Annotated in this window: 19 protein-coding genes; 7 read left to right on the top strand and 12 right to left on the bottom strand. The window is 49.7% G+C overall.

What is annotated here, in order from left to right; translation table 11 throughout:
- The first annotated feature begins 166 nt into the window (after window positions 1-166).
- A complete protein-coding gene (locus AC4PME_RS04400) occupies window positions 167-1,966 on the top strand; it encodes a cation:proton antiporter (protein WP_119502809.1) in 1,800 nt (599 codons plus the stop codon).
- A gap of 273 nt (window positions 1,967-2,239) precedes the next feature.
- Here AC4PME_RS04400 and waaA read toward each other — a convergent pair whose 3' ends face one another.
- Window positions 2,240-3,547 (bottom strand): lipid IV(A) 3-deoxy-D-manno-octulosonic acid transferase, encoded by a 1,308-nt coding sequence (waaA, locus tag AC4PME_RS04395; RefSeq protein ID WP_491045232.1) that lies wholly within the window; start codon window positions 3,545-3,547, stop codon window positions 2,240-2,242.
- Between the two features lie 81 nt (window positions 3,548-3,628).
- Between waaA and AC4PME_RS04390 the strand changes: the two genes are divergently transcribed.
- From AC4PME_RS04390 to AC4PME_RS04380, 3 genes are all read left to right on the top strand, one after another.
- Window positions 3,629-4,663: a glycosyltransferase family 9 protein gene (locus tag AC4PME_RS04390; protein WP_491045231.1), complete on the top strand. Its 1,035-nt coding sequence runs from the start codon at window positions 3,629-3,631 to the stop codon at window positions 4,661-4,663.
- The gene (locus tag AC4PME_RS04385) at window positions 4,660-5,736 is read left to right on the top strand and encodes a glycosyltransferase family 4 protein (protein ID WP_491045230.1); all 1,077 of its coding nucleotides are present in this window, start codon (window positions 4,660-4,662) and stop codon (window positions 5,734-5,736) included. The genes AC4PME_RS04390 and AC4PME_RS04385 overlap by 4 nt, the downstream gene beginning before the upstream one ends.
- Window positions 5,737-5,831: 95 nt before the next feature.
- Window positions 5,832-6,773: a bifunctional helix-turn-helix transcriptional regulator/GNAT family N-acetyltransferase gene (locus AC4PME_RS04380; RefSeq protein WP_491045229.1), complete on the top strand. Its 942-nt coding sequence runs from the start codon at window positions 5,832-5,834 to the stop codon at window positions 6,771-6,773.
- A gap of 82 nt (window positions 6,774-6,855) precedes the next feature.
- On the opposite strand, the gene rplI is transcribed toward AC4PME_RS04380, so the two are convergent.
- The 10 genes from rplI to AC4PME_RS04330 all read right to left on the bottom strand — a co-directional run bounded on the left by rplI (window position 6,856) and on the right by AC4PME_RS04330 (window position 15,702).
- Window positions 6,856-7,308 (bottom strand): 50S ribosomal protein L9, encoded by a 453-nt coding sequence (rplI, locus tag AC4PME_RS04375; RefSeq protein ID WP_119502813.1) that lies wholly within the window; start codon window positions 7,306-7,308, stop codon window positions 6,856-6,858.
- Window positions 7,309-7,328: 20 nt separating this feature from the next.
- The gene (gene rpsR / locus AC4PME_RS04370; protein ID WP_070126454.1) at window positions 7,329-7,559 is read right to left on the bottom strand and encodes a 30S ribosomal protein S18; all 231 of its coding nucleotides are present in this window, start codon (window positions 7,557-7,559) and stop codon (window positions 7,329-7,331) included.
- A gap of 11 nt (window positions 7,560-7,570) precedes the next feature.
- The gene (gene rpsF, locus AC4PME_RS04365) at window positions 7,571-7,969 is read right to left on the bottom strand and encodes a 30S ribosomal protein S6 (protein ID WP_119502814.1); all 399 of its coding nucleotides are present in this window, start codon (window positions 7,967-7,969) and stop codon (window positions 7,571-7,573) included.
- A gap of 169 nt (window positions 7,970-8,138) precedes the next feature.
- Window positions 8,139-8,909, bottom strand: coding sequence for a 3-keto-disaccharide hydrolase (locus tag AC4PME_RS04360; protein ID WP_491045303.1), 771 nt, complete (start codon window positions 8,907-8,909; stop codon window positions 8,139-8,141).
- A gap of 55 nt (window positions 8,910-8,964) precedes the next feature.
- Entirely contained in the window at window positions 8,965-9,582 is a 618-nt protein-coding gene (locus AC4PME_RS04355; RefSeq protein WP_119502816.1) for a gluconate 2-dehydrogenase subunit 3 family protein, read from the bottom strand.
- Window positions 9,583-9,584: 2 nt separating this feature from the next.
- Entirely contained in the window at window positions 9,585-11,267 is a 1,683-nt protein-coding gene (locus AC4PME_RS04350) for a GMC oxidoreductase (protein WP_491045228.1), read from the bottom strand.
- 43 nt (window positions 11,268-11,310) lie between these two features.
- Window positions 11,311-12,198: a hydroxypyruvate isomerase family protein gene (locus tag AC4PME_RS04345; RefSeq protein ID WP_119502818.1), complete on the bottom strand. Its 888-nt coding sequence runs from the start codon at window positions 12,196-12,198 to the stop codon at window positions 11,311-11,313.
- A complete protein-coding gene (locus AC4PME_RS04340; RefSeq protein WP_181013638.1) occupies window positions 12,191-13,408 on the bottom strand; it encodes a nucleoside permease in 1,218 nt (405 codons plus the stop codon). The genes AC4PME_RS04345 and AC4PME_RS04340 overlap by 8 nt, the downstream gene beginning before the upstream one ends.
- A 49-nt stretch (window positions 13,409-13,457) precedes the next feature.
- Window positions 13,458-14,513 (bottom strand): sugar phosphate isomerase/epimerase family protein, encoded by a 1,056-nt coding sequence (locus tag AC4PME_RS04335; protein WP_491045227.1) that lies wholly within the window; start codon window positions 14,511-14,513, stop codon window positions 13,458-13,460.
- A 31-nt stretch (window positions 14,514-14,544) separates the two neighbouring features.
- Window positions 14,545-15,702: a Gfo/Idh/MocA family protein gene (locus AC4PME_RS04330; RefSeq protein WP_474848285.1), complete on the bottom strand. Its 1,158-nt coding sequence runs from the start codon at window positions 15,700-15,702 to the stop codon at window positions 14,545-14,547.
- Between the two features lie 294 nt (window positions 15,703-15,996).
- Between AC4PME_RS04330 and AC4PME_RS04325 the strand changes: the two genes are divergently transcribed.
- The 3 genes from AC4PME_RS04325 (at window position 15,997) to AC4PME_RS04315 (ending at window position 18,400) form a co-directional block, all read left to right on the top strand.
- Window positions 15,997-17,001, top strand: a complete 1,005-nt coding sequence (locus AC4PME_RS04325; RefSeq protein WP_491045226.1) for a LacI family DNA-binding transcriptional regulator — start codon at window positions 15,997-15,999, stop codon at window positions 16,999-17,001.
- Window positions 17,002-17,074: 73 nt separating this feature from the next.
- A complete protein-coding gene (locus AC4PME_RS04320; RefSeq protein WP_491045225.1) occupies window positions 17,075-17,968 on the top strand; it encodes a sugar phosphate isomerase/epimerase family protein in 894 nt (297 codons plus the stop codon).
- A 108-nt stretch (window positions 17,969-18,076) separates the two neighbouring features.
- Window positions 18,077-18,400: a DUF3392 family protein gene (locus tag AC4PME_RS04315; protein WP_119502824.1), complete on the top strand. Its 324-nt coding sequence runs from the start codon at window positions 18,077-18,079 to the stop codon at window positions 18,398-18,400.
- Here the strand turns inward: AC4PME_RS04315 and acnA are convergent.
- Complete coding sequence (gene acnA, locus AC4PME_RS04310; protein WP_491045224.1) at window positions 18,397-21,192, bottom strand: aconitate hydratase AcnA; 2,796 nt, start codon at window positions 21,190-21,192, stop codon at window positions 18,397-18,399. The two genes, AC4PME_RS04315 and acnA, sit on opposite strands and share 4 nt — an antisense overlap.
- Between the last annotated feature and the right edge of the window lie 75 nt (window positions 21,193-21,267).

Raw genomic sequence — 21,267 nt, 5'->3', positions numbered from 1 at the left:
AAACAATGTGATATGCACAAGTTCAGACTACTATACCATTGTGACGATTATTTTTTGCAATGGCTAACGATAAATCCGCTTTGACCTGAGGTCAGTATAAAAGCCGGAAAATAATAAATATGCCGGGCATCAGCGGCATAGCTTCAACTTTAAGAAGGAACACCACGTGTCAGACCCGTTATTAAGCCTGGTCAGTGTCGGCCTGCTGTCTATATTCTGTCAGTTTCTGGCTTATAAAATACGCCTGCCAGCCATTTTACCTTTGCTGATAACCGGTATTATCGTTGGTCCGGTATTTGGCGTGCTCGACGCAGACGCACTGTTCGGGGATCTTCTGTTTCCAGTTGTATCCCTGTCGGTGGCCATCATCCTGTTTGAAGGTTCACTGACACTAAAATTCAGTGATATTGCGGGTCACGGCAATATGGTGAGAAACCTGTGCAGCGTTGGCGTGCTGGTCACCTGGGTGGTGGCAACCATCGCTGCCCACCTGAGCCTGGATTTATCCTGGCAGCTTGCAGCCCTGTTTGGTGCCATCGTAACCGTAACAGGCCCGACGGTCATTGTGCCGATGATCAGAACTGTAAGACCGAAAAGTAACATCGCTAACATTCTGCGCTGGGAAGGCATTGTCATTGACCCTATCGGTGCGCTTTTGGCGGTGCTGGTTTACGAGTACATTGTGGCCTCTCAGGACACGGCACTGGTACATACTCTGGTGGCGTTTGGTAAGACGGTAGGTATGGGCACCGCCCTGGGTCTGGCCGCCGGCTACCTGCTTGGTCTGTCGCTACGTAAAGAACTGATCCCCCACTATCTGCAAAACACCGCCGTTCTCACCCTGATACTGGGTGTTTTTGCTATCTCTAATCATGTAGCCCATGAGTCAGGCCTGCTGGCGGTGACTATTGCCGGTATGGTACTGGCAAATATGAAAAATGTGGACGTGGAAGACATCCTGGAGTTTAAAGAAACCTTAAGTGTTCTTCTGATTTCCGGCCTGTTTATTATTCTTGCGTCACGGTTAAATCTCGACTCTGTGTTCGAGGTCGGTTCCGGCGTCATTGTGGTTCTGGTGGCCATTATGTTTATCGCCAGACCCCTTTCCGTACTGGCTTCCTCTGTGGGCACAGGACTAAACTGGCGTGAACTGGCACTGATCAGCTGGATAGCGCCCAGAGGTATTGTAGCAGCAGCCGTATCTGCACTGTTTTCTCTGAAGTTGGAGGAAATTGGCTATGAGGGTGCAGGGGTTATCGTTCCCATCGTCTTTGTGGTCATTATTACCACCGTCGTTGTGCAGAGTCTGTCATCTAAATCTGTGGCCAAACTTCTGAAAGTTCGCTCCCCTGCGCCAAACGGCTTTTTAATTTTCGGCGGCAGTAAGTTCAGCCGGATGCTGGCAAAAGAACTGAAAGCACATGATTTGCCGGTTTGTATTGCCGATACCAACTGGGATGCCATTAAAGAAACCAGAATGATGGATATTCCGGCCTATTTCGGTAACCCCATGTCGGATCACGCAGCGCGAAGCCTGGATTTAGGTTTATTCGGTACTGTACTGATCATGTCTCCCTACAAACAACTTAACCCCATGATTGCTTATCATTTTGAGTACACCATGGGCAAAGATAAAGTGTGGGGCTTAACCAACAATGAACAAAGTGCACGGCCATCGCATCAGGTCAGCACCCAGTATGCGCAGAAACTGACACTGTTTGCTGAGGGAGTCACATACGGATACCTGGCCTCTGCTGTCTCTCATGATGCATCCGTGAAAACCACACGCCTGAGCGAAGAATTTACTTTCGAAGATTATTCAGCAAGATACGGCGACAGAGCCATTCCGCTTATTGCACTGGACGAGAACGGACGTTCTCATGCATTTTTGAATGGTAAAGATATTGCACCAAAAGCAGGATGGAAATTAATCAGCTTGATTATACCGGAGAGTGAGCCGGTGTGAGGCCAGAACGGCACCCTACCCTTGGGGCAGGGTGCCTCTCCCTGGAAATAACGTGTATTCAAGCGCTCCCCTCTATTATTATTATTGGATGCGTTGTTGTTTATTTTTTACTTGAGCTACACCGTCGGCGCTTAAGAAAGCAATAGACAGACCAAATTTTAAAAAGCCATAATTATCAGTTATTTATGCTTTTTACAGGGCATTTACCAACCATTACCTACTGTTGACGCACCAACAGAACGCACCAATTCAACTCACATGCACCAAAAAGGCTCAAAGGGATGAACGAATGACTTCCAGTGTCTTCCCGGTCGCGCCCCGGTTTGCACTGATCACAGCAAATCCGGCCTCGCCCGCCACACGGGCAGCATCGGGAGAATCAAACAACGTTTTACAACAGGCGGCGAGTTGCGTCGCATCTTCCACTATGCTGAGCGCACCACATTCTTGCAGGTACTGGCAAATAAGCGGATTGTTATAAACGTTGGGCCCCATGATCACCGGTAACTTCTGTGCAGCCGGCTCCAGGGCGTTGTGACCACCTTTATCCGCAAGACTGCCACCGACAAAGGCAATGGTGCCGAATGTATAGACGGTATTAAGCTTGCCCATTTCATCTACCAGCATGACGTCAGTCTCACTGCTCACCTGTGCGCCCGGCGAAGCTGTACGCAGGTAGTGCAACCCTGTTTGTTCCAGCAGATCCGCTACGCGGGCAAACCGCTCCGGATGCCTGGGCACAAGAATGAGTAATAAATCCGGAAAGCCGGGCTTCAGGCTCTGATAAGCATCAAGTAAGGCACTTTCCTCACCTTCATGAGTACTACCACCAACCAGTACCCGGCGGGCCTTTTTGTCAAGACCGTAAAATGAATCACCGGCATCCGGTGCAGACATTGCCTGGTCGAACTTTATATTGTTAGTAAGTGTTAACTTTTCTTGTTTGATACCGAGAAACTGATAATTTTTAAAGTCTCTCAAACCCTGGGCGCATACATGGGAAAGCTTGTGAAGCATGGGCTCAAACAGTATTTTCAGTTTCTTATATCGTCTGGCGGAGCGATCTGTCATGCGGGCGTTAATCACTACAACCGGAATGTCACGACGCCAGCAGCTGTGGATCAGGTTAGGCCACAGCTCCACCTCAGTGATCAGTACCATTTTGGGCTTCACCCGCCGCAGCATACCCGCCATAGCCATGTGTAAATCGTAGGGTAAATAGAAGTGGTGAACAGTATCTTTGAATATGGATCTGACCCGCGCCGAACCGGTGGGCGTGGTGGTGGTTATCGTCACCGGTGTTTCCGGTTCTTCTTTCATTAACTGCTTTATCAGCACAGACGCCGCGACCACCTCACCTACTGAGACACAGTGAAAAAGATACCCCCCCGGCGCGGCTGGCGGACGAACAAAGCCAAATCGCTCAAAACGGCGGTGGTTATATTCTTTATTTCTTCTCTGCCCGCGAATGATGAGATTCAGAAAAGCGAACGGAACGATAAGCGCCAGCAATAATGAATAAAACCAGCGAAACAATGTCTCACTGAGGCCGGGCCGGTATTGGTTTTTGCGGGCAGTCATACGTACTCTGCGTCCTTTCGTCATTAAACTGTCGTGAAGCTTTGTTTAACTAAAAATCAGTTTTCAATTATTGTGTTTGTTATGCCGGACAAGAGTCACAAGCCTGCTGTACTTCTGGTTAAACTAAGCGCCATCGGTGACATTGTAATGGCCTCCGGTTTGCCATCCAACATAAAATCCTCACTAAATGCTTCACGCCTTGTGTGGCTTACCGAAGCGCCCTATGCCAGTTTCATTGAGGCTCATCCTGATGTTGACGAGGTTATTCGATGGCCGAAGAAAGAATGGTCAGCACTGGTCAAAAAAAGGCGCTGGCTGAGCCTCTGTCGCGCTGTGAGAGCATTTAAGGCAGAGCTGTTATCACATCACTTCGATATCGCTATAGATGCACAGGGACTGCTTAAAAGCGCATTTCTTTGCTGGTTATCCGGCGCAGGCCACCGCATAGGGTTTAAAAGCAAAGAGTACAGTCACTGGCTACTGACAGAATCACTGAAAAAACCGGACTCTGATGACATCAGTTCGGAGTACAAAGCACTGGGGCGCTATCTTGGTGCAAATGACTTCACCATGACACTGCCTGCCTCTGGGCCGGCTGTGCGCCAGGCGAAGGATGCCCTTGCTGCCAGCGGTATCAGTGACGACTACATCGTTCTGTGTCCCTTTACCACCCGTCCTCAGAAACACTGGCCATTGCAGCACTGGAAAGATGTCATAGCGTGGTTAAATATTCATGACAGTCTTCCGGTGATTATTGCCGGGGGGCCTGGCGATGCGGATACAGCATCAGAACTGGCTTCAGGCAAAGAACATATATTCTCTTTCGCAGGAAAACTGTCTCTTGCAGCCAGCGGTGCCATACTGGCAAATGCACGTGCTGTAGTTGGTGTGGATACGGGTTTGACTCACCTGGCGATTTGTCATCAGCGACCTGTTCTGGCCCTGTTCGGTTCCACCTGTCCGTATACGAAAACAGATAATCCGGATGCCACAGTATTGTACGAAAACTTACCCTGCGCCCCCTGTAAGCGTAAGCCGGTTTGTAACGGAGCCCACGACTGCATGCGGGCTATCACGCCACAAAAAGTCACCGCGTGGCTGGAGAAGTGGCTATGACGATAAAGGTGATGCATGTGGAACTTGGCAGACAGTTGTATGGCGGTGCCAAACAGGTTGAATATCTTATCAATGCGTTGCCTGAAGACATCATTACCAGCTACCTGGTGTGCGCATCAGACAGTGCGATTTCTCACATCCCGGCGCCCGGCTGTATCAAGCATCCGGTACCTTACTCCGGCGATACGGATCTCAGGTTTCCTTTCCGCCTTTACCGGCTTGTTAAAAGGCTTGAACCGGATATTCTGCACATTCACAGCCGCCGGGGTGCTGATGTGTGGGGCGGTCTGGTGAGTTCACTGTGCGGTATTCCGGCTGTATGTACCCGCAGGGTGGATAATAAAGAGTCTGCACTGGCTGCAGTGAAGTACCGGCACTACAAAGCTGTCGTCAGTATTTCACGGGGTGTACATGATGTGGTGTCACGGCATTGCAAACAGATCCCGCAGCCTGTGATCCACTCGGCAGTCGATCTCAATGACTTCCGCTACAGCAAGGACGCTGAGTGGTTTCGGGAAAAGTATGACATCCCGGCTAACCATAAGGTCATCGCAAACTTCGCCCAGCTTATTCCGAGGAAAGGTCAGAAAGATCTCATCATGGCCATGCAGGCAGTAATGGCCCGCAGGCAGGATGTGACCTGCTTACTGTTCGGTAAAGGTAAACAACAGGCTGCGTATCAGCAACTGGCAGATGACTCCGGAGCCGGTAAAAATATCAGGCTGTGCGGGTTCACATCAGATGTGCCGCGTATTTTGCCAAATATTGATGTGATGGTTCATCCTGCTTATGCAGAGGGCCTTGGCATAATCCTGCTTCAGGCCGGGGCCTGTAAAGTCCCTATGATAAGCTGCCCTGTTGGCGGCATTCCGGAAATCATTCACAACGAAAAAACCGGCTTACTGGTTGAGCCGGGAGACCCGGCCGCACTGGCGCGGGAAATTCTTCATCTGCTGGATGACCCGGCAGAAGCCCGCGCTCTGGGTGAGAATGCGTTTCGTCATGTGCAGCAGCATTTCAGTATCGCCGCCATGGCGGATGCTTACACGCGCCTTTATAAAAGTCTCCTATAGAGGACTCTCTTACAAACTAAATCATTTCCCCTTGTCACATTACCCGTTGAGATCTAATATACGTAACTAGTTACGTATATTGCGGAGTTTGGGAAATGGGAGATGTTTTACAACTGGCAGGTGCAGCTGCACTGGGCAGCCGGTTCAGGAGATTGTCTGAAAAGTTGGTTGCACAGGCCAGTGAAGTCTATAAAGCGTATAACGTTCCTATGGAACCAAGCTGGTTTCCTGTTATGTATAGTCTGATGCAGGAGTCGCCATTAAGTGTGAGTACCATTGCAGAAATTACCGGCCAGTCTCACCCGTTTGTCAGTAAAACCACCGCTCAAATGAAAAGCGCAGGATTACTTGTTACCCGCCCTTCTGAGCAGGATAAGCGGGTGCAATTGCTTTCACTGTCAGATAAAGCACTGACGATGCAGCCGGTGCTTGAAAAGCAGATAGCCGACATCGGCAGTGCCCTTAATTCAGCACTGAACGACGTGGCGCCGGACTTTCTTGAACAGCTGGGTGCCGTAGAAACCCTGCTGTCACAAACGTCTTTGCTGGGCCTGATAAAACAAAAGGCAACACGGGGATTCCGCGTAATTGACTATTCCCCTGAGCATCGTGATGCGTTTTACCAGCTCAATAAGCACTGGATAGAACGCTATTTCACCATGGAAAGCTCTGATCATGCCTCGCTGGGAGACCCCGAAAATTACATTCTGAAAAAAGGGGGCCATGTTTTGCTGGTGCAAAATCCTGCCGGTGATATTTGCGGAACGGTGGCACTGATAGCCATGGATGATGACTGCTATGAACTGGCTAAAATGGCTGTGGCAGACAGCGAACAGGGCAAAGGTTTGGGAGCACTCCTCGGGGAAGCTGCCATACAAAAGGCCCGGGATGCCGGAGCGAAGAAGCTATACCTGGAAAGTAACAGGAAACTGGCACCGGCCATCAGCCTTTACCGCAAACTGGGGTTCAAAGAAGTGGATAAACCCACACCTTCACCCTACGCGCGGTGCGATATACAAATGCAGCTAATGCTGTAAGTTGATACGGGAAACATCTTAACGGGCATAAAAAAACCGCTGCAAGTGCAGCGGTTTTCAGTATTACTTAATCAACTGGCAATTAAGCTTCTGCAACAATAACAACCTTAACAGATGTCATTACTTCAGAGTGTAACTGCAGGTCGATGTCGTATTCGCCAGTTTCACGCAGTGTACCGGTAGGCAGTTTAACTTCTGCTTTAGATACTTCAACGCCGGCAGCAGTGATTGCTTCAGCGATGTCACGTGTACCGATTGAACCGAACAGTTTGCCTTCGTCACCAGCAGGAGCTGCGATAGTCACTTCACCCAGTTCAGCAACTTTAGCAGCACGAGCTTCAGCAGCAGACAACTGGTCAGCGATTTTCGCTTCCAGCTCTGCGCGGCGAGCTTCAAACTTTTCAACGTTAGCTTTAGTTGCAGGAACTGCTTTACCTTGTGGGAACAGGAAGTTACGCGCAAAACCAGCTTTAACGTTAACTGTATCGCCCAGACCACCAAGGTTAGCGATTTTGTCTAATAAGATGATTTCCATCTAAGTTACTCCTTCGCCAATTACTTGTTGTGTGAATCTGTGTACGGCAGCAGTGCTAAGAAACGCGCACGTTTAATAGCAGTAGACAGCTGACGCTGATACTTTGCACTGGTACCAGTGATACGGCTAGGAACGATTTTACCGCTCTCAGTGATGTAGTTTTTCAGTGTAGCAATATCTTTATAATCGATTTGCTCAACACCTTCTGCAGAAAAACGGCAGAACTTACGACGTCTGAAAAAACGAGCCATGATAGATCTCCTTACGCGTTGTCTTCAGTGGTTTCAGTTTTCTTTTCCGCGCGCTCACCGCGTGGAGCAGAATCGTCACGACGCTCACGACGTTCTTCCTTCATCATTGGAGAAGGTTCAGTCACAGCGTTCTTCGTGCGCATAACCAGGTTACGCAGGATCACATCGTTAAAGCGGAATGCATTTTCCAGCTCGTCAACAGCTTCTGCAGTTGCTTCAGCGTTGATCAAAACGTAGTGTGCTTTGTGAAGCTTTTCGATTGGGTAAGCCAGTTGACGACGGCCCCAGTCTTCCAGACGATGGATTTGACCACCTTCTTGCTTCAGGATAGTGGTATAACGTTCGATCATACCAGGTACTTGTTCACTCTGATCAGGGTGAACCATAAATACGATTTCGTAATGACGCATTACACGCTCCTTACGGTTGTAGCCTCGACAGTACAGCCAAACTGTATAGAGACAAGGAACTAGATAGGTTTGATGGCTGTAAGGGCGCGCATTATATAGATCAATTGCTCACCAGACAAGCAAAAAAGCCGCGATAATTCGCGGCTTTGAAAGGTTAACACTATAAAGCTTAACGGAAGTCCGTCAGAGTATTCTGGCCGATTTCACGTACCCAGATATTACGGAAGCTCACAGGGTTACTGTGGTCCTGTAACTGGATAGGTGCACAACCATGCGCTTCATAAGAAGGTCCGCCAATCCACTCGGTTTTACCTAAGATTTCAGTGTGGTTTTGTACCAGCACCCCGTTAATTAAAACGGTCAGGTAACCAGGTTTCACCAGTTCATCACCATCAAACTCAGGCGCATTAAAGATGATGTCGTAACTCTGCCACTCACCCGGCGGATTCACCGGGTTAACCAACGGGATAGCCTGCTTGTAGATACTGCCCGCCTGACCGTTGGGGTAAGTTTTATTGTTATAAGAGTCCAGAACCTGAACTTCATAACGCTGCTGCAGGAAAATACCTGAGTTGTTGCGCTGCTGGCTTTCCAGCCCCTCAACATCCTCAGGCGTTTTCCACTCAGCATGCAGTTGTACGCTGCAGAAAGACTGCTTGCTGACAATATCACCGGTACCCGGTTTTACAGTTAGCGTGCCGTCTTCTACCGTCCACTTCGCTTCACCACCTTTCAGTGATTCAAAAGCGGATAGGTCAGTACCGTCAAACAGTACCACCGCATCAGAAGGTGCTTTGCCCGCCGCGGTTTCAACCATAGCAGGAACAGGTTCCCACACTTCAGATTTTGCAGCCTGCTCTTCCGGACTCAGTTCTTTCGCCATTGACGATGTTGACGCCAGTGACAGTGCCAGGCCGGATAGCAATGTTGTTTTTGTCATCTTTTTCATTATGTGCCCTTAATATTGAAATGATGGTGTTGGTGAAAAGGCTACCTCAGGTAGCCCAGGCTCTGTCACCTTTCTTATAAGGGATATCTTCATATTTTGTCGGAATGGCAACGTAACGCAGTACTTTCGTTGAGCCAACTTCTGACGTGAAGAACGAGAACAGCACCAGTTGCTTGATCAGCGAGAAGTAGTGAGGAGCAACCAGCTCTTCATCCCATGGCGCTCCCGCATTAGGATTGCTCATGGCTACATCACCCCAAATACCCTTCTTAGCATTATAGGCTTTAGCTTCTTCGTCGAGCGCAGACAGCAATTCCATCTTCTGCTCAGCAGAAAGTAACAGGAAGTCTTTGCCATACTCTTTTTCAGCACGCTTCTTCAACGTTACCAGGCCTTCTTTGAAGGTTTTCTGCATAGTCGGGTGATAGCAGTCTGCTACCAGAACGGCCATACAGCTACCTACGTCGGCGTCTTTTGCCCCCGGTGTATCGGTACGGGGAAGGATGACTTCGCCCAGTTCGTTGAAGAAGGCTACGTCTTCCTTGCTGAAACCGGTGTCGGACAGTGGCACCACTGGCAGATTTTCATAAGCCAGCGCTTTGCCACCTACAAATGCAACACCCGTGGCAGCAGTGATGAATTTCAATAAATCACGACGGTTCATGGCTACAGGTTTCCTTTTTTCAGTTCGTCTACTGCAAAGTCTGCTGCACGGGCAGTCATTGCCATGTAGGTCAGAGACGGGTTAACACACGATGCTGAAGTCATTGCCGCACCATCGGTCACGAACACGTTTGGTGCATCCCAAACCTGATTGTGCTTGTTAAGTACTGAACTCTTCGGATCGCGGCCCATACGTGCCGTACCCATTTCGTGAATACCCATACCCGGTGCGTAATCAGCATCATAACCCTGAACATTCTTAAGGCCAGCAGCCTCAAACATGTCAATGGCGTCCTGCTTCATATCTTTACGCATTTTGTATTCGTTTTCACGGATCTTAACGTCCATGGCAAGTACCGGCAGACCCCATTTATCTTTCTTCTTGCTATCAAGATAGATACGGTTATCGTGATGCGGCAGCATTTCACCGAACGCTGTCATACCGATAGACCAGTCACCCGGCTCAGACATCGCATCTTTCAGGTTAGACCCCAGACCAAGCTCGGCGATGTCTTTACGCCAGCCCCCACGGCTTGCAGAACCCTGATAACCGAAGCCACGTACGTAATCACGCTTGTCGCCATCCCAGTTACGGAAACGGGGCACATAGAAACCAGCCGGACGACGGCCGAAATAATAGCTGTCTTCGTACCCTTCAACACTGGCGCTTGCGCCTACGCGGAAGTGGTGGTCCATGACGTTATGACCCAGCTCGCCAGAGCTGCTGCCCAGACCGCCTTCCCACACATCAGTTGCTGAGTTCATCAGCAGCCATGCAGAGTTAAAGGCAGAGGCGTTTACGAATACAATTTTACTGTTGAACTCGTAAGTCTCATTAGTTTCAGCATCAATGATTTCAACACCGGTTGCACGCTTCTTATCTTTATCGTATTTGATTTCTTTTACGATGGAGAAAGGACGCACTGTCAGGTTACCGGTTGCCATTGCTGCCGGCAGCGTGGAAGACTGCGTTGAGAAATAGCCGCCAAACGGACAGCCTAACCAGCACTTGTTACGGAACTGACAACCCACACGGATATCATTAATCCCCTGGGTTATGTTTGCAGAACGTGAGTGGATGAAATGACGTGAACCACCAAACGCTTTCTTAACGCGGGCAGCAACATCTTTCTCAACCGCATTCAGCGGAATAGGAGGCATAAAGTGACCGTCAGGCAGTACGCTCAAGCCTTCACGGGTACCACTGATACCAGCATATTTTTCAACGTAGTCATACCATGGCGACAGGTCTTCATAACGAATTGGCCAGTCAACGGCGATACCTTCTTTGCCGTTAGCCATGAAATCTTCCGGATTCAGACGGTAGCTTTGACGTCCCCATAACAGTGAACGTCCACCCATTTGATAGGCGCGGTACCAGTCAAAGCGTTCTTTTTCGATGTATGGCGCTTCCTGCTCATTAGCCCACATACCAAGCGTCATTTCATTCAGCGGGTAATCGCGGGAAAGTGCAGGATAAACTTCTTTCATGTCCTGCGTAGCCAGGCCCCGGTGAGGATAGTCCCAGCTTTCTTTATGCGCATTAATATAATCTTTAACGTGCTCAATATTTCGGCCACGTTCCAGCATGAGTACTTTAAGGCCTTTCTCGGTCAGTTCTTTGGCAGCCCAGCCGCCACTGATCCCCGATCCGACAACGATCGCATCATAGTTATTACTTGCCATGTTTTGTCCCCTTAAACACGTCCGGCAAAAGCGTTTCTACTGATCAGACATCACAAATGCGGATCGCCTGGTTAAGCGACTTCAGTTTGCCTGCCTTACTGTCTGGAGTTGGAATAAATTCCTGGGCCAGATACCCGTCAAACGGTAAATCCTTAATCGCTTTCGCAATGGCCGGATAATACAGTTCCTGAGAGTCATCAATCTCGTGACGCCCCGGCACACCCGCTGTGTGGTAATGCCCGAAATACTGATGGTTGTCACGTATGGTGCGAATGATGTCACCCTCGCTTATCTGCATATGGTAGATGTCGTACAGCAATTTAAAATGCGCTGATCCCAGCCGGCGACACAGCTCGATACCCCAGGCTGAATTGTCGGCCATGTAATCAGGATGATTGACCTTGCTGTTAAACAGTTCCATTTGCAGCACTACCCCGTGCTTTTCAGCATGAGGCAGAATTTGTGATAGCCCTTTAACGGCATTTTTCAGTCCGGTCTCGTTGTCCATACCCCGTTTGTTACCACTAAAACAAATGAGGTTGGTGTAACCGGCTGCCGCCACTTTCTCTATATGCGGAATGTAACGTTCGATGAGAGCTTCATGAAAACGGTCGTCACACCAGCCGTCTTCAAGATTCAGTTCAGCACCATTACACATAGAGCAATGCACACCATGTTTCTTAAGAATATGCCACTCATCAGGACCCACTAAGTCGATCGCTGAAAAGCCCATATCTTTAATGGCAAGGCAAAGCTCCTCTAAAGAAAGATCCGGAAATGTCCAACGCGCCACTGCGTGTTTGATATTTCCTTTGAGGGCGGCATGCTGGCTTGTGCCAGCATGCGCATGAAGAGATAAAGCACTGGTCGCTGTCAGCCCAACCCCTGACAGCGCCAGCCCTTTAAGCACCGCTCTACGCGAATTACGCATCGGTGGAAACCTTCTCGTCTTTGAACAGGATGAAGAAAAGTACCAGTACGACAGCCGCGAACCCTGCAGGGAACAACCAGATGCTGCTCCAGTCCGCTCCGGCTTCTGATGTGTAAGTGTCGGTGATCTTACCTGCAACCCAGAAACCAATCAGCATACCCACACCATAGGTGGCTAATGTGATAAGGCCCTGCGCAGCACTTTTGATTTTTTCACCGGCTTTAGCATCGGTATAAATCTGTCCGGATACGAAGAAGAAATCGTAACAAATACCGTGCAGTGCAATACCGATTAATAATAAGAACATACCGCCGTCAGCATCACCGTAAGCGAACATCACATAACGCAGTACCCACGCCAGCATACCCAGCAATAACGTTGCCTTGATGCCGAAACGGTTCAGGAATACCGGCAGTGCCAGAATGAACAATGCTTCTGAAACCTGACCCAGTGCCATTTTACCCGTCGGGTTTTCCACGCCGATACCGGCCAGGAACGGGTTCGCATTCTGATAGTAGAACGCCAGCGGAATACAAATCAGTACCGAAGACAGGAAGAACACCAGGAAGCTGCGGCTTTTAAGCAGTGTCAGTGCATCCAGACCCAGCATTTCACCCAGACTTGCCGATGCTGTACCTTTCGCTTTAGGTGGTGTAGCAGGTAACGTGAAGCTGAAGATACCCAGAATTAATGAGCCAATGGCAGAAAGTGCAAAGGTGTTACGCAGTGCGCCTTCAGAAATGCCGCTGGCAGAATCCCATGAGAACACATAGCTGATCACCAGACCGGCTAAAATCCAACCTATGGTTCCCCAAACACGTACTTTACCGAATTGTTTTGACGGGTCAGTCATCTGGCCGAATGATACCGAGTTAACCAGCGCCAGAGTCGGCATGTAAGCAATCATGTAACCCAGCACATAGGGATAAAACGATGCAAAGTCAGTCGAGACGTACATCATGTACATCAGTGCTGCGCCAATCAGGTGAAGCACACCCAGAATACGTTCTGCATTGAAGAAACGGTCAGCGATTAAGCCAACGATGAAAGGCGCAATAATCGCCCCCCAGGACTGGGTAGAAAACGCCATACCGATTTCACTACCGGAAGCGCCCAGTGTTTGCCCCATGAAGGTACCTAAGGTCACAAACCAGCCACCCCAGATAAAAAACTGGAGAAACATCATAATGCTCAGGCGGGTCATTATCATTGTTATATCCTCTTACTACTTCGGGGCCTTTTGGCCCCGGGCATTATTATTATTTGTCCAGACCCAGGATCCGGCGGTTTCTTTCTGTGCTGCTGCCAGCACCGGCAAAATCATCGAACGCAACTTTGGTTGGCTCAATAATGTGAGATGCGATAAACGGTGCACCTTCAGCAGCACCCTGTGCAGAATCTTTCAGACAGCATTCCCACTCAAGCACTGCCCAGCCTTCAAAACCGTACTGGGTAAGCTTAGTAAAAATGCTCTTGAAATCTACCTGGCCGTCGCCCAGTGAACGGAAGCGCCCGGGACGGTCTACCCAACCCTGGTAACCACCGTATACGCCGCTTCTGCCATTCGGCAGGAACTCAGCATCTTTCACATGGAACATTTTGATGCGGTCGTGGTAACGGTCGATAAAGTCCAGGTAATCCAGTTGTTGCAGCACGAAGTGGCTGGGATCGAACAGAATGTTTGCGCGGGGGTGATCGTCAACTTCCTGCAGGAAACGCTCAAATGTTGCACCGTCGTGTAAGTCTTCACCCGGGTGGATTTCGTAGCACAAATCAACACCGGCTTCTTCGAAGGCATCCAAAATAGGTCTCCAGCGGTTACCCAGTTCTTTGAAGCCTTCGTCAACCAGACCGGCAGGACGTTGCGGCCACGGATAAACAAGATGCCACATCAATGCACCGGAGAAAGTCACGTGCGCATTCAGGCCAAGACGCTTACTGGCTTTTGCCGCCAGCATCAGCTGATTAATTGCCCACTCAGTACGCTCTTTCGGCTTACCGTGTAAATGCTCAGGCGCGAAGTTATCGAATAACTCATCGTAAGCAGGGTGAACAGCCACCAGCTGTCCCTGCAAATGTGTAGACAGCTCGGTAATTTCAACACCGGCTTCAGCACACATGGCTTTTACTTTGTCGCAGTATTCCTGACTTTCTGCGGCAATTTCTAAATCAAATAATTTGGGGTCAGTAGGCACCTGAATGCCCTTATAGCCCAGTGAAGCTGCCCACTTTGCCATCCCTTCCAGAGTATCGAACGGCGCTTTGTCACCTGCAAATTGTGCTAAAAAAATCGCAGGGCCTTTAATTGCTGCCATGGTAATCTCCTAAATTCTGTAAACGGGTCTGTTACTCGGTATCCGGGATCGGATGCCACTTCACGTCGCTGGCGCCGGAGGCAACCATTGCTTCAATAAATGCCATTCCGCGTAAACCGGACTTCAGACCGGGCACGCCTTCAGCTTTACCTGTCTGACCTTCGCGTACGGCGATAGCAAAGTAACGGTAGAGGTTAGCAAAAGCTTCGAGATAGCCTTCAGGGTGACCTGACGGAGTACGGCAGCGATCGGACGCTTCAGGGTACAAACCCGGCTGGCCGGAGCCGGCACGGTATACGCAGTAAGGTGCATCCAGTGTGCGGAAAATAACGGAGTTAGGCTCCATCTGATGCCATTCCAGTCCGCCTTTATCACCGTACACTTTAATTTTCAGCGCGTTCTCTTCACCGGCACACACCTGGCTGGCGATGAGCACGCCCTTAGCGCCTTCGGCAGTGCGGAAGAATGCTGCACCGTCATCGTCTAAACGGCGGTTCGGTACAATGATATTCATGTCTGCACACAGTTCAGTTACCGTGTGGCCGCTGATAAATTCGGCCAGACCAAAGGCATGGGTACCGATATCGCCCATACAGCCTGCACCGCCGGACAATGCCGGATCTGTGCGCCATGCAGCCTGTTTGTTATCAGGATCGTCTTCGCCGCTTAACCAGCCCTGCGGGTACTCAACAAGAATTTTACGGATGTTACCCAGTTTGCCATCTTCAACCATGGCTTTAGCCTGCCACACCATGGGATAGCCCAGGTAGGTGTGCGCCAGACCATACAGACGGTCAGAACTGTTAACGACTTTCGCCAGTTCTTTGGTTTCTGCCAGATTCAGACCGGCAGGCTTTTCGCAGAATACATGATAGCCAGCTTCCAGCGCGGCTATGGTGACCGGCACGTGAAGATGGTTTGGTGTGACAACCACAACCACTTCCATACGCTCGTCAGCAGGTAATTTATTTTCTGCTTCCAGCATTTCCTGCCACGACGCATAAACGCGGTCGCTGCTTAAACCCAAACTGTCACCGGTACGCTGATTATTCCCAGTATCGCGGCTGAATGCCCCGCAAACTAAATCGTACTGACCGTCCAGGCCTGCTGCGTGACGATGTACGGCGCCGATAAAAGCACCTTCACCACCACCGACCATACCCATGCGAACCCGCTGCAACTTCGCCATGTATTCCCCCAATTGTGCGCATCGTTGTTACAAATATGTAATTACTGTAAAAATGTAACGGATTACATAAATTGATGTCAACGAATTTTCTACCATCGTCGTAGTTCGAACGACCAAATGTAATGAATACACGGAAATTTTGTATATTTTTTGTTTATATTTCACATTTAAAACTGGATTTATGCTTACATTTGGGTAATCCTGTCGCGACAAAATGTAATCCGTTACATATGCACAGAAGTGAATACCTCACTTCGCACTGCAAAGAATAAAAAGTGGTTTGAGAAAAAGGTAATGCCAAATATCCGAGATGTCGCTGATTTAGCCGGAGTTTCCGTGGCAACTGTGTCACGTGCTTTGCAACAGCCTGAACGTGTTTCTCCGAAAACACGGGCTAAGGTCATGTCAGCAGTGAGTGAAGTAGGGTATAAGCCAAATCTGATGGCGGTAAAATTCCGCTCCGGTAAAACGCACAGTCTGGTCGTACTGGTTCCGACGGTGGCAAACGTATTTTTTGCCAGGGTGATCAGTGGCATGCAGGAAGCTGCAGCCGAATCCGGCTATTCACTGTTACTGGGCAACACACTTGGTAATGCAGACATCGAGGCAAATTACGCCAAGATGGTACAAACATCACAAGCTGACGGACTTATTCAGCTTCGCGCACACAACCCGTTTTCTGAAGATACCGGCAAGAACGACAGCATGCTGCCCATGGTAAATGCCTGTGAGGTACTCAGTTCGAATATTTGCCCGACCGTGACACTGGATAACCGCGCCGCGGCCAGAGCCATGACGGAGCATCTGCTCTCTCTCGGTCACAAACGTATTGCGCTTTTTAAGGGGCCTGCAGACAGTCCCCTCACACAGGAGCGGCTTGCCGGTTACCGTGACGCATTGCAAGCCGCCGACATTCCTTACGATCAGTCTTTACTTTTCGCCGGTGATTTTACGTTGCAGGCAGGATATGAAGCGGCGGGCCGGATGCTGGCACTGGATAGCCGTCCCACTGCGGTATTTTGCGAGAACGATGAAACCGCTCTGGGTGCACTTCAGGGCTTTAAAAACGCAGGTTTGCGGGTACCTCAGGATATCTCGGTTGCCGGCTTTGATAATATCGACTTTGCCGCCTATTGCGATCCCCCTCTGACCACCATTGCACAGCCGGCAGAAGCCTTCGGCCGCACTGCTGTAAACTTGTTAGTAGACGTACTGGAAGGCAAACTGACAACGGCACCTAAAGTAATTATGCCGTTCGAACTCATTTTACGGGGCAGCACCGGGAAGGCTCCGGATTAAACAGAACGATGACTTTTACTTGCTGCGTACGCTGTAACTTCGTGAGCAAGTGCAAATGACGAAGGAGAATAACATGTCAGGCAGAAACATTAAGGCAAGTCATATTGCCAGCAAGATCGGCCAGTCCTCACTGGACCGTCGTCAATTCGTAAAACTGGGCGCAGCCGGAGCAGGCCTGCTGATGGCACCGGGATTTGCATTTGGTCAGGCTAAAGCGGAAACCCGCGTAGGATTACAGCTGTATACACTGCGCGATATGATGGCCGTCAGTGTACCCGCCGTGCTGAAACTGGTTTCAGCGGTTGGCTACAAAGAACTGGAATTCGCCGGTTATTTTGGTCACAGCCCGAAAGAAATCCGCAAAATTGTTGATGGTGAAGGCCTGTCAGCACCTTCTGCACACATTCCTCTGGATATGTTCCGCAAAGAAGGCATTAATAAAGTTATCGAAACCGCCCTCGAAGTAGGCCACAAATATGTGGTTATCCCTTATCTGACTGAAGAACAGCGCGGTACAACCATCGATGTGTACAAAAAGCTGGCAGAAGAATGCAATAAGTGGGGCGATGCCTGTAACCGTCAGGGACTGAAACTGGCCTACCACAATCATGATTTCGAATTCCACGTTACTGACGGTGTCGAGCCGTACGATGTGTTACTGAACGAAGTGGACGCTGACAAAATGGCGATGGAAATGGATTTGTTCTGGATGTTCAAAGCCAATAAAGATCCGCTGGCCTACTTTGCCAAACATCCCGGCCGCTTCAAGCTGTGGCACGTCAAAGACATGGACAAGCAGGGCCAGTTCGCTGACGTAGGTACCGGTACAATTAACTTTGCCAAAATCTTTGCCGCATCGAAGCAGGCGGGCGTAGAGCACCGTTTCGTTGAACGCGACCAGACACCGGATAAACTGCAAACCATTCAGCAAGGTTACAAAGCCGTATCCACATTGCTGGCCGGCTAATACCTGAGTGGTCAGGTACATACGCTGAACTTTAATTCAGACGTAGGTTTTCTTTGCCGCAAAACGTAAAATGCCCGCTATCAAAGCGGGCATTTTTGCAGTGAATTTATGACAGAACTATTTGGCCAGTTAAGCCAGTGGCTATCTCCCTATTATACCCAACTAAGTATCATGCTGATGGCCACCATTCTGGTGGTGTACGGCGATATCATCAATAAACATATCAAACGGATGCTGGCGCCATATCATTTTCTTATCCGCACAACACTGTTCGTGTTGCTGTGTGCTTTCGGATACGGGCTGCTCACTATTCACGGTGCGCCGTTCCTGCTCTACCTGATAAAATACCTGCCCTGGTATTTACAGGGCGCGGGCTTTATCAGTGCATTCATCATTCTGGGCGTACTTGCCGAAAGACGGCGCTATATTTAAGCGCCTTTCTTCAGATACTCCCGGATAACATAGTGCAGGATGCCGCCGTTCTCGAAGTAGGTAAACTCATTGGCGGTATCAATCCGTACGTCCATCATAAATTGACGGGCCTCACCATCGTCAGGCGTGACAGTTACCTGCACTTCCTTCTGGCCACGTTCAACCGGCGCAATGCTGTAGGTCTCGTCACCACGCAATGACAGTGATGACGCGCTGTCGCCTTCTTTAAACTGCAACGGCAGAATCCCCATACCGATGAGGTTAGAACGGTGAATACGCTCATAACTCTCTACCATTACGGCTTTAACACCTAATAATGACGGCCCTTTGGCTGCCCAGTCCCGGCTTGAGCCTGTACCATACTCTTTACCTCCGATAACCACAGCCGGTACACCATCTTCACGGTAGCGCATGGCTGCATGGAAGATAGACATGGCATCACCGCTGGGATAATGGGTGGTTGCGCTGCCGGTGGTGCCGGGTGCTAACTGATTTTTCAATCTCACATTAGCAAACGTACCCCGCATCATCACTTCATGATTACCACGACGTGATCCCAGAGAGTTAAAGTCTTCCGGTTCAATGCCCTGCTCCTGCAAATATTGTCCTGCAGGGCTGTCCGGGGCAATGGCGCCGGCAGGAGAAATATGGTCGGTGGTAATGGAATCACCCACCTTCACCAGACAACGTGCACCTTCGATGGCACTCAGTGACGCAGGTTCACTGCCCATGTCAGCAAAGAAAGGCGGATGTTTGATGTAAGAGGAGTCCGGCCAGTCATACACAGAGCTTGAAGACACATCCAGTTTGTTCCAGATGTCATTGCCTTTAAATACATCCGCGTATTTCTGCTTAAACAGATCGCCCGATACATAGTCGTTAATTTTCGCCTGAATTTCCTGTTCTGATGGCCACAGATCTTTCAGATAAACCGGTTTTCCGTTCTTATCTGTACCGATTGGCTCACGGGTAATATCCACTTTCATATTACCAGCCAGCGCGTATGCCACCACAAGCGGTGGAGAAGCCAGGTAGTTAGCCGCTACATCCGGATGGATGCGACCTTCAAAGTTACGGTTACCGGACAATACTGAGGTAACGGTGAGTTTCGCATCGTTAATTGCACGGGAAATTTCCTCGGGCAACGGACCTGAGTTTCCGATACAGGTAGTACAGCCGTATCCCACAAGGTTAAAGCCAAGTTGCTCAAGGGGCTCCATGAGTCCTGCATCTTCCAGATACTGTGTGACCACCTGTGAACCCGGCGCCAGTGAAGTTTTCACCCAGGGCTTACGGGTCAGACCCAGTTCCACCGCTTTCTTCGCCAGCAGGCCGGCACCGATAAGCACAGACGGGTTAGACGTATTCGTACAGCTGGTAATGGCGGCAATAACAATTGCACCGTCTTCCAGATTAAATTTCTCACCATTGAAGTCGACGAAAGAATCCTGCTCTTCATCCACCTCTGCCATGTCGCCGCCTTCGGCAACAAATTTAGCTTCTTCACCTTCGACTTTTATATCAATCTGAGACTGATACCAGTCAGTGAAGGCACTGGCGGCAGTATCAAGAGCAATACGGTCCTGCGGACGTTTAGGTCCTGCAATAGAAGGCACCACATCAGCCAGGTCCAATTCCAGCGTTTCGTGATAAATGGCATCTTTGGTGTGATCGTCATGCCACAGACCGGCTGATTTTGCGTAGGCTTCGACCAGTTCAATCTGTTCGTCAGGACGACCGGTCAGCTTCAGGTAATCCAGTGCCACGCTGTCTACCGGGAAAATACCGCAGGTGGCACCGTATTCAGGCGCCATGTTCGCAATGGTCGCGCGGTCTGCAGTGGTAAGGTATTTAATGCCCGGGCCGTAGAATTCAACGAACTTGCCCACCACACCATGCTCACGCAATTGTTCAGTGATCGTCAGAACCATGTCAGTAGCAGTTACGCCGGGATTTAACTTACCGGTTAAACGGAAGCCCACCACATCCGGGCGCAGCATGGTAACGGGTTGTCCCAGCATGGCCGCTTCGGCTTCAATACCACCTACGCCCCAGCCAAGCACGCCAAGACCGTTAATCATCGTGGTATGAGAGTCTGTGCCTACCAGCGTATCCGGATACACCAGAGTGTCGTCTCCTTCCTGTTTGGTAAACGCACAACGTGCGAGATATTCCAGGTTCACCTGGTGCACGATACCCCGGCCCGGCGGCACCACTTTGAAGTTGTCAAAAGAAGACTGTCCCCATTTCAGAAACTGATAGCGCTCACGGTTTCGCTGAACTTCCACACCGGTGTTTTTCTCGAAGGCATCCTCTGAGGCAAAATAATCCACCATAACAGAGTGGTCGATAACCAGTTCTACAGGGTTCAGAGGGTTAATGGTTTGTGCATCTCCCCCTAAATTATTTACCGCATCACGCATGGCGGCGAGGTCAACAATGGCGGGCACGCCGGTAAAGTCCTGCAGGATTACCCTGGCCGGTACGAAGGAAATTTCATGCTGACTGTCATCTTTAATATCCCACTTCGCCACTTTCTCAATATCTTCGCTGCTTACGAATTCCTTGTCTTCGTGGCGGATTAAGTTTTCCAGCAGGATCTTTATGCAGAAAGGCAGACGGTCGAGGTCGAATTGCTGCCCAATGGAATCGAAACTGATTGCTTTGAATGCATTATCGCCAACATTAACGGTCGTAAACTTCTGATATTTCACGTTTTCACCTTTCAAATTGAATGAGTGCGCGGTTCTGTATGGCCTGAACAGACAAAAAAGCGCCGGAGAATTTCTCATTCATACGGTAATGTTGTGAAAAAAAGTTCACCCGTTCACCACATCGGATTTGTTTAGAATTGGTTAATAAAGATG

Source organism: Alteromonas sp. (assembly GCF_984505615.1).
Note: the sequence above shows the minus strand (reverse complement) of the source record. Positions and strands in the feature narration are given on the sequence as shown.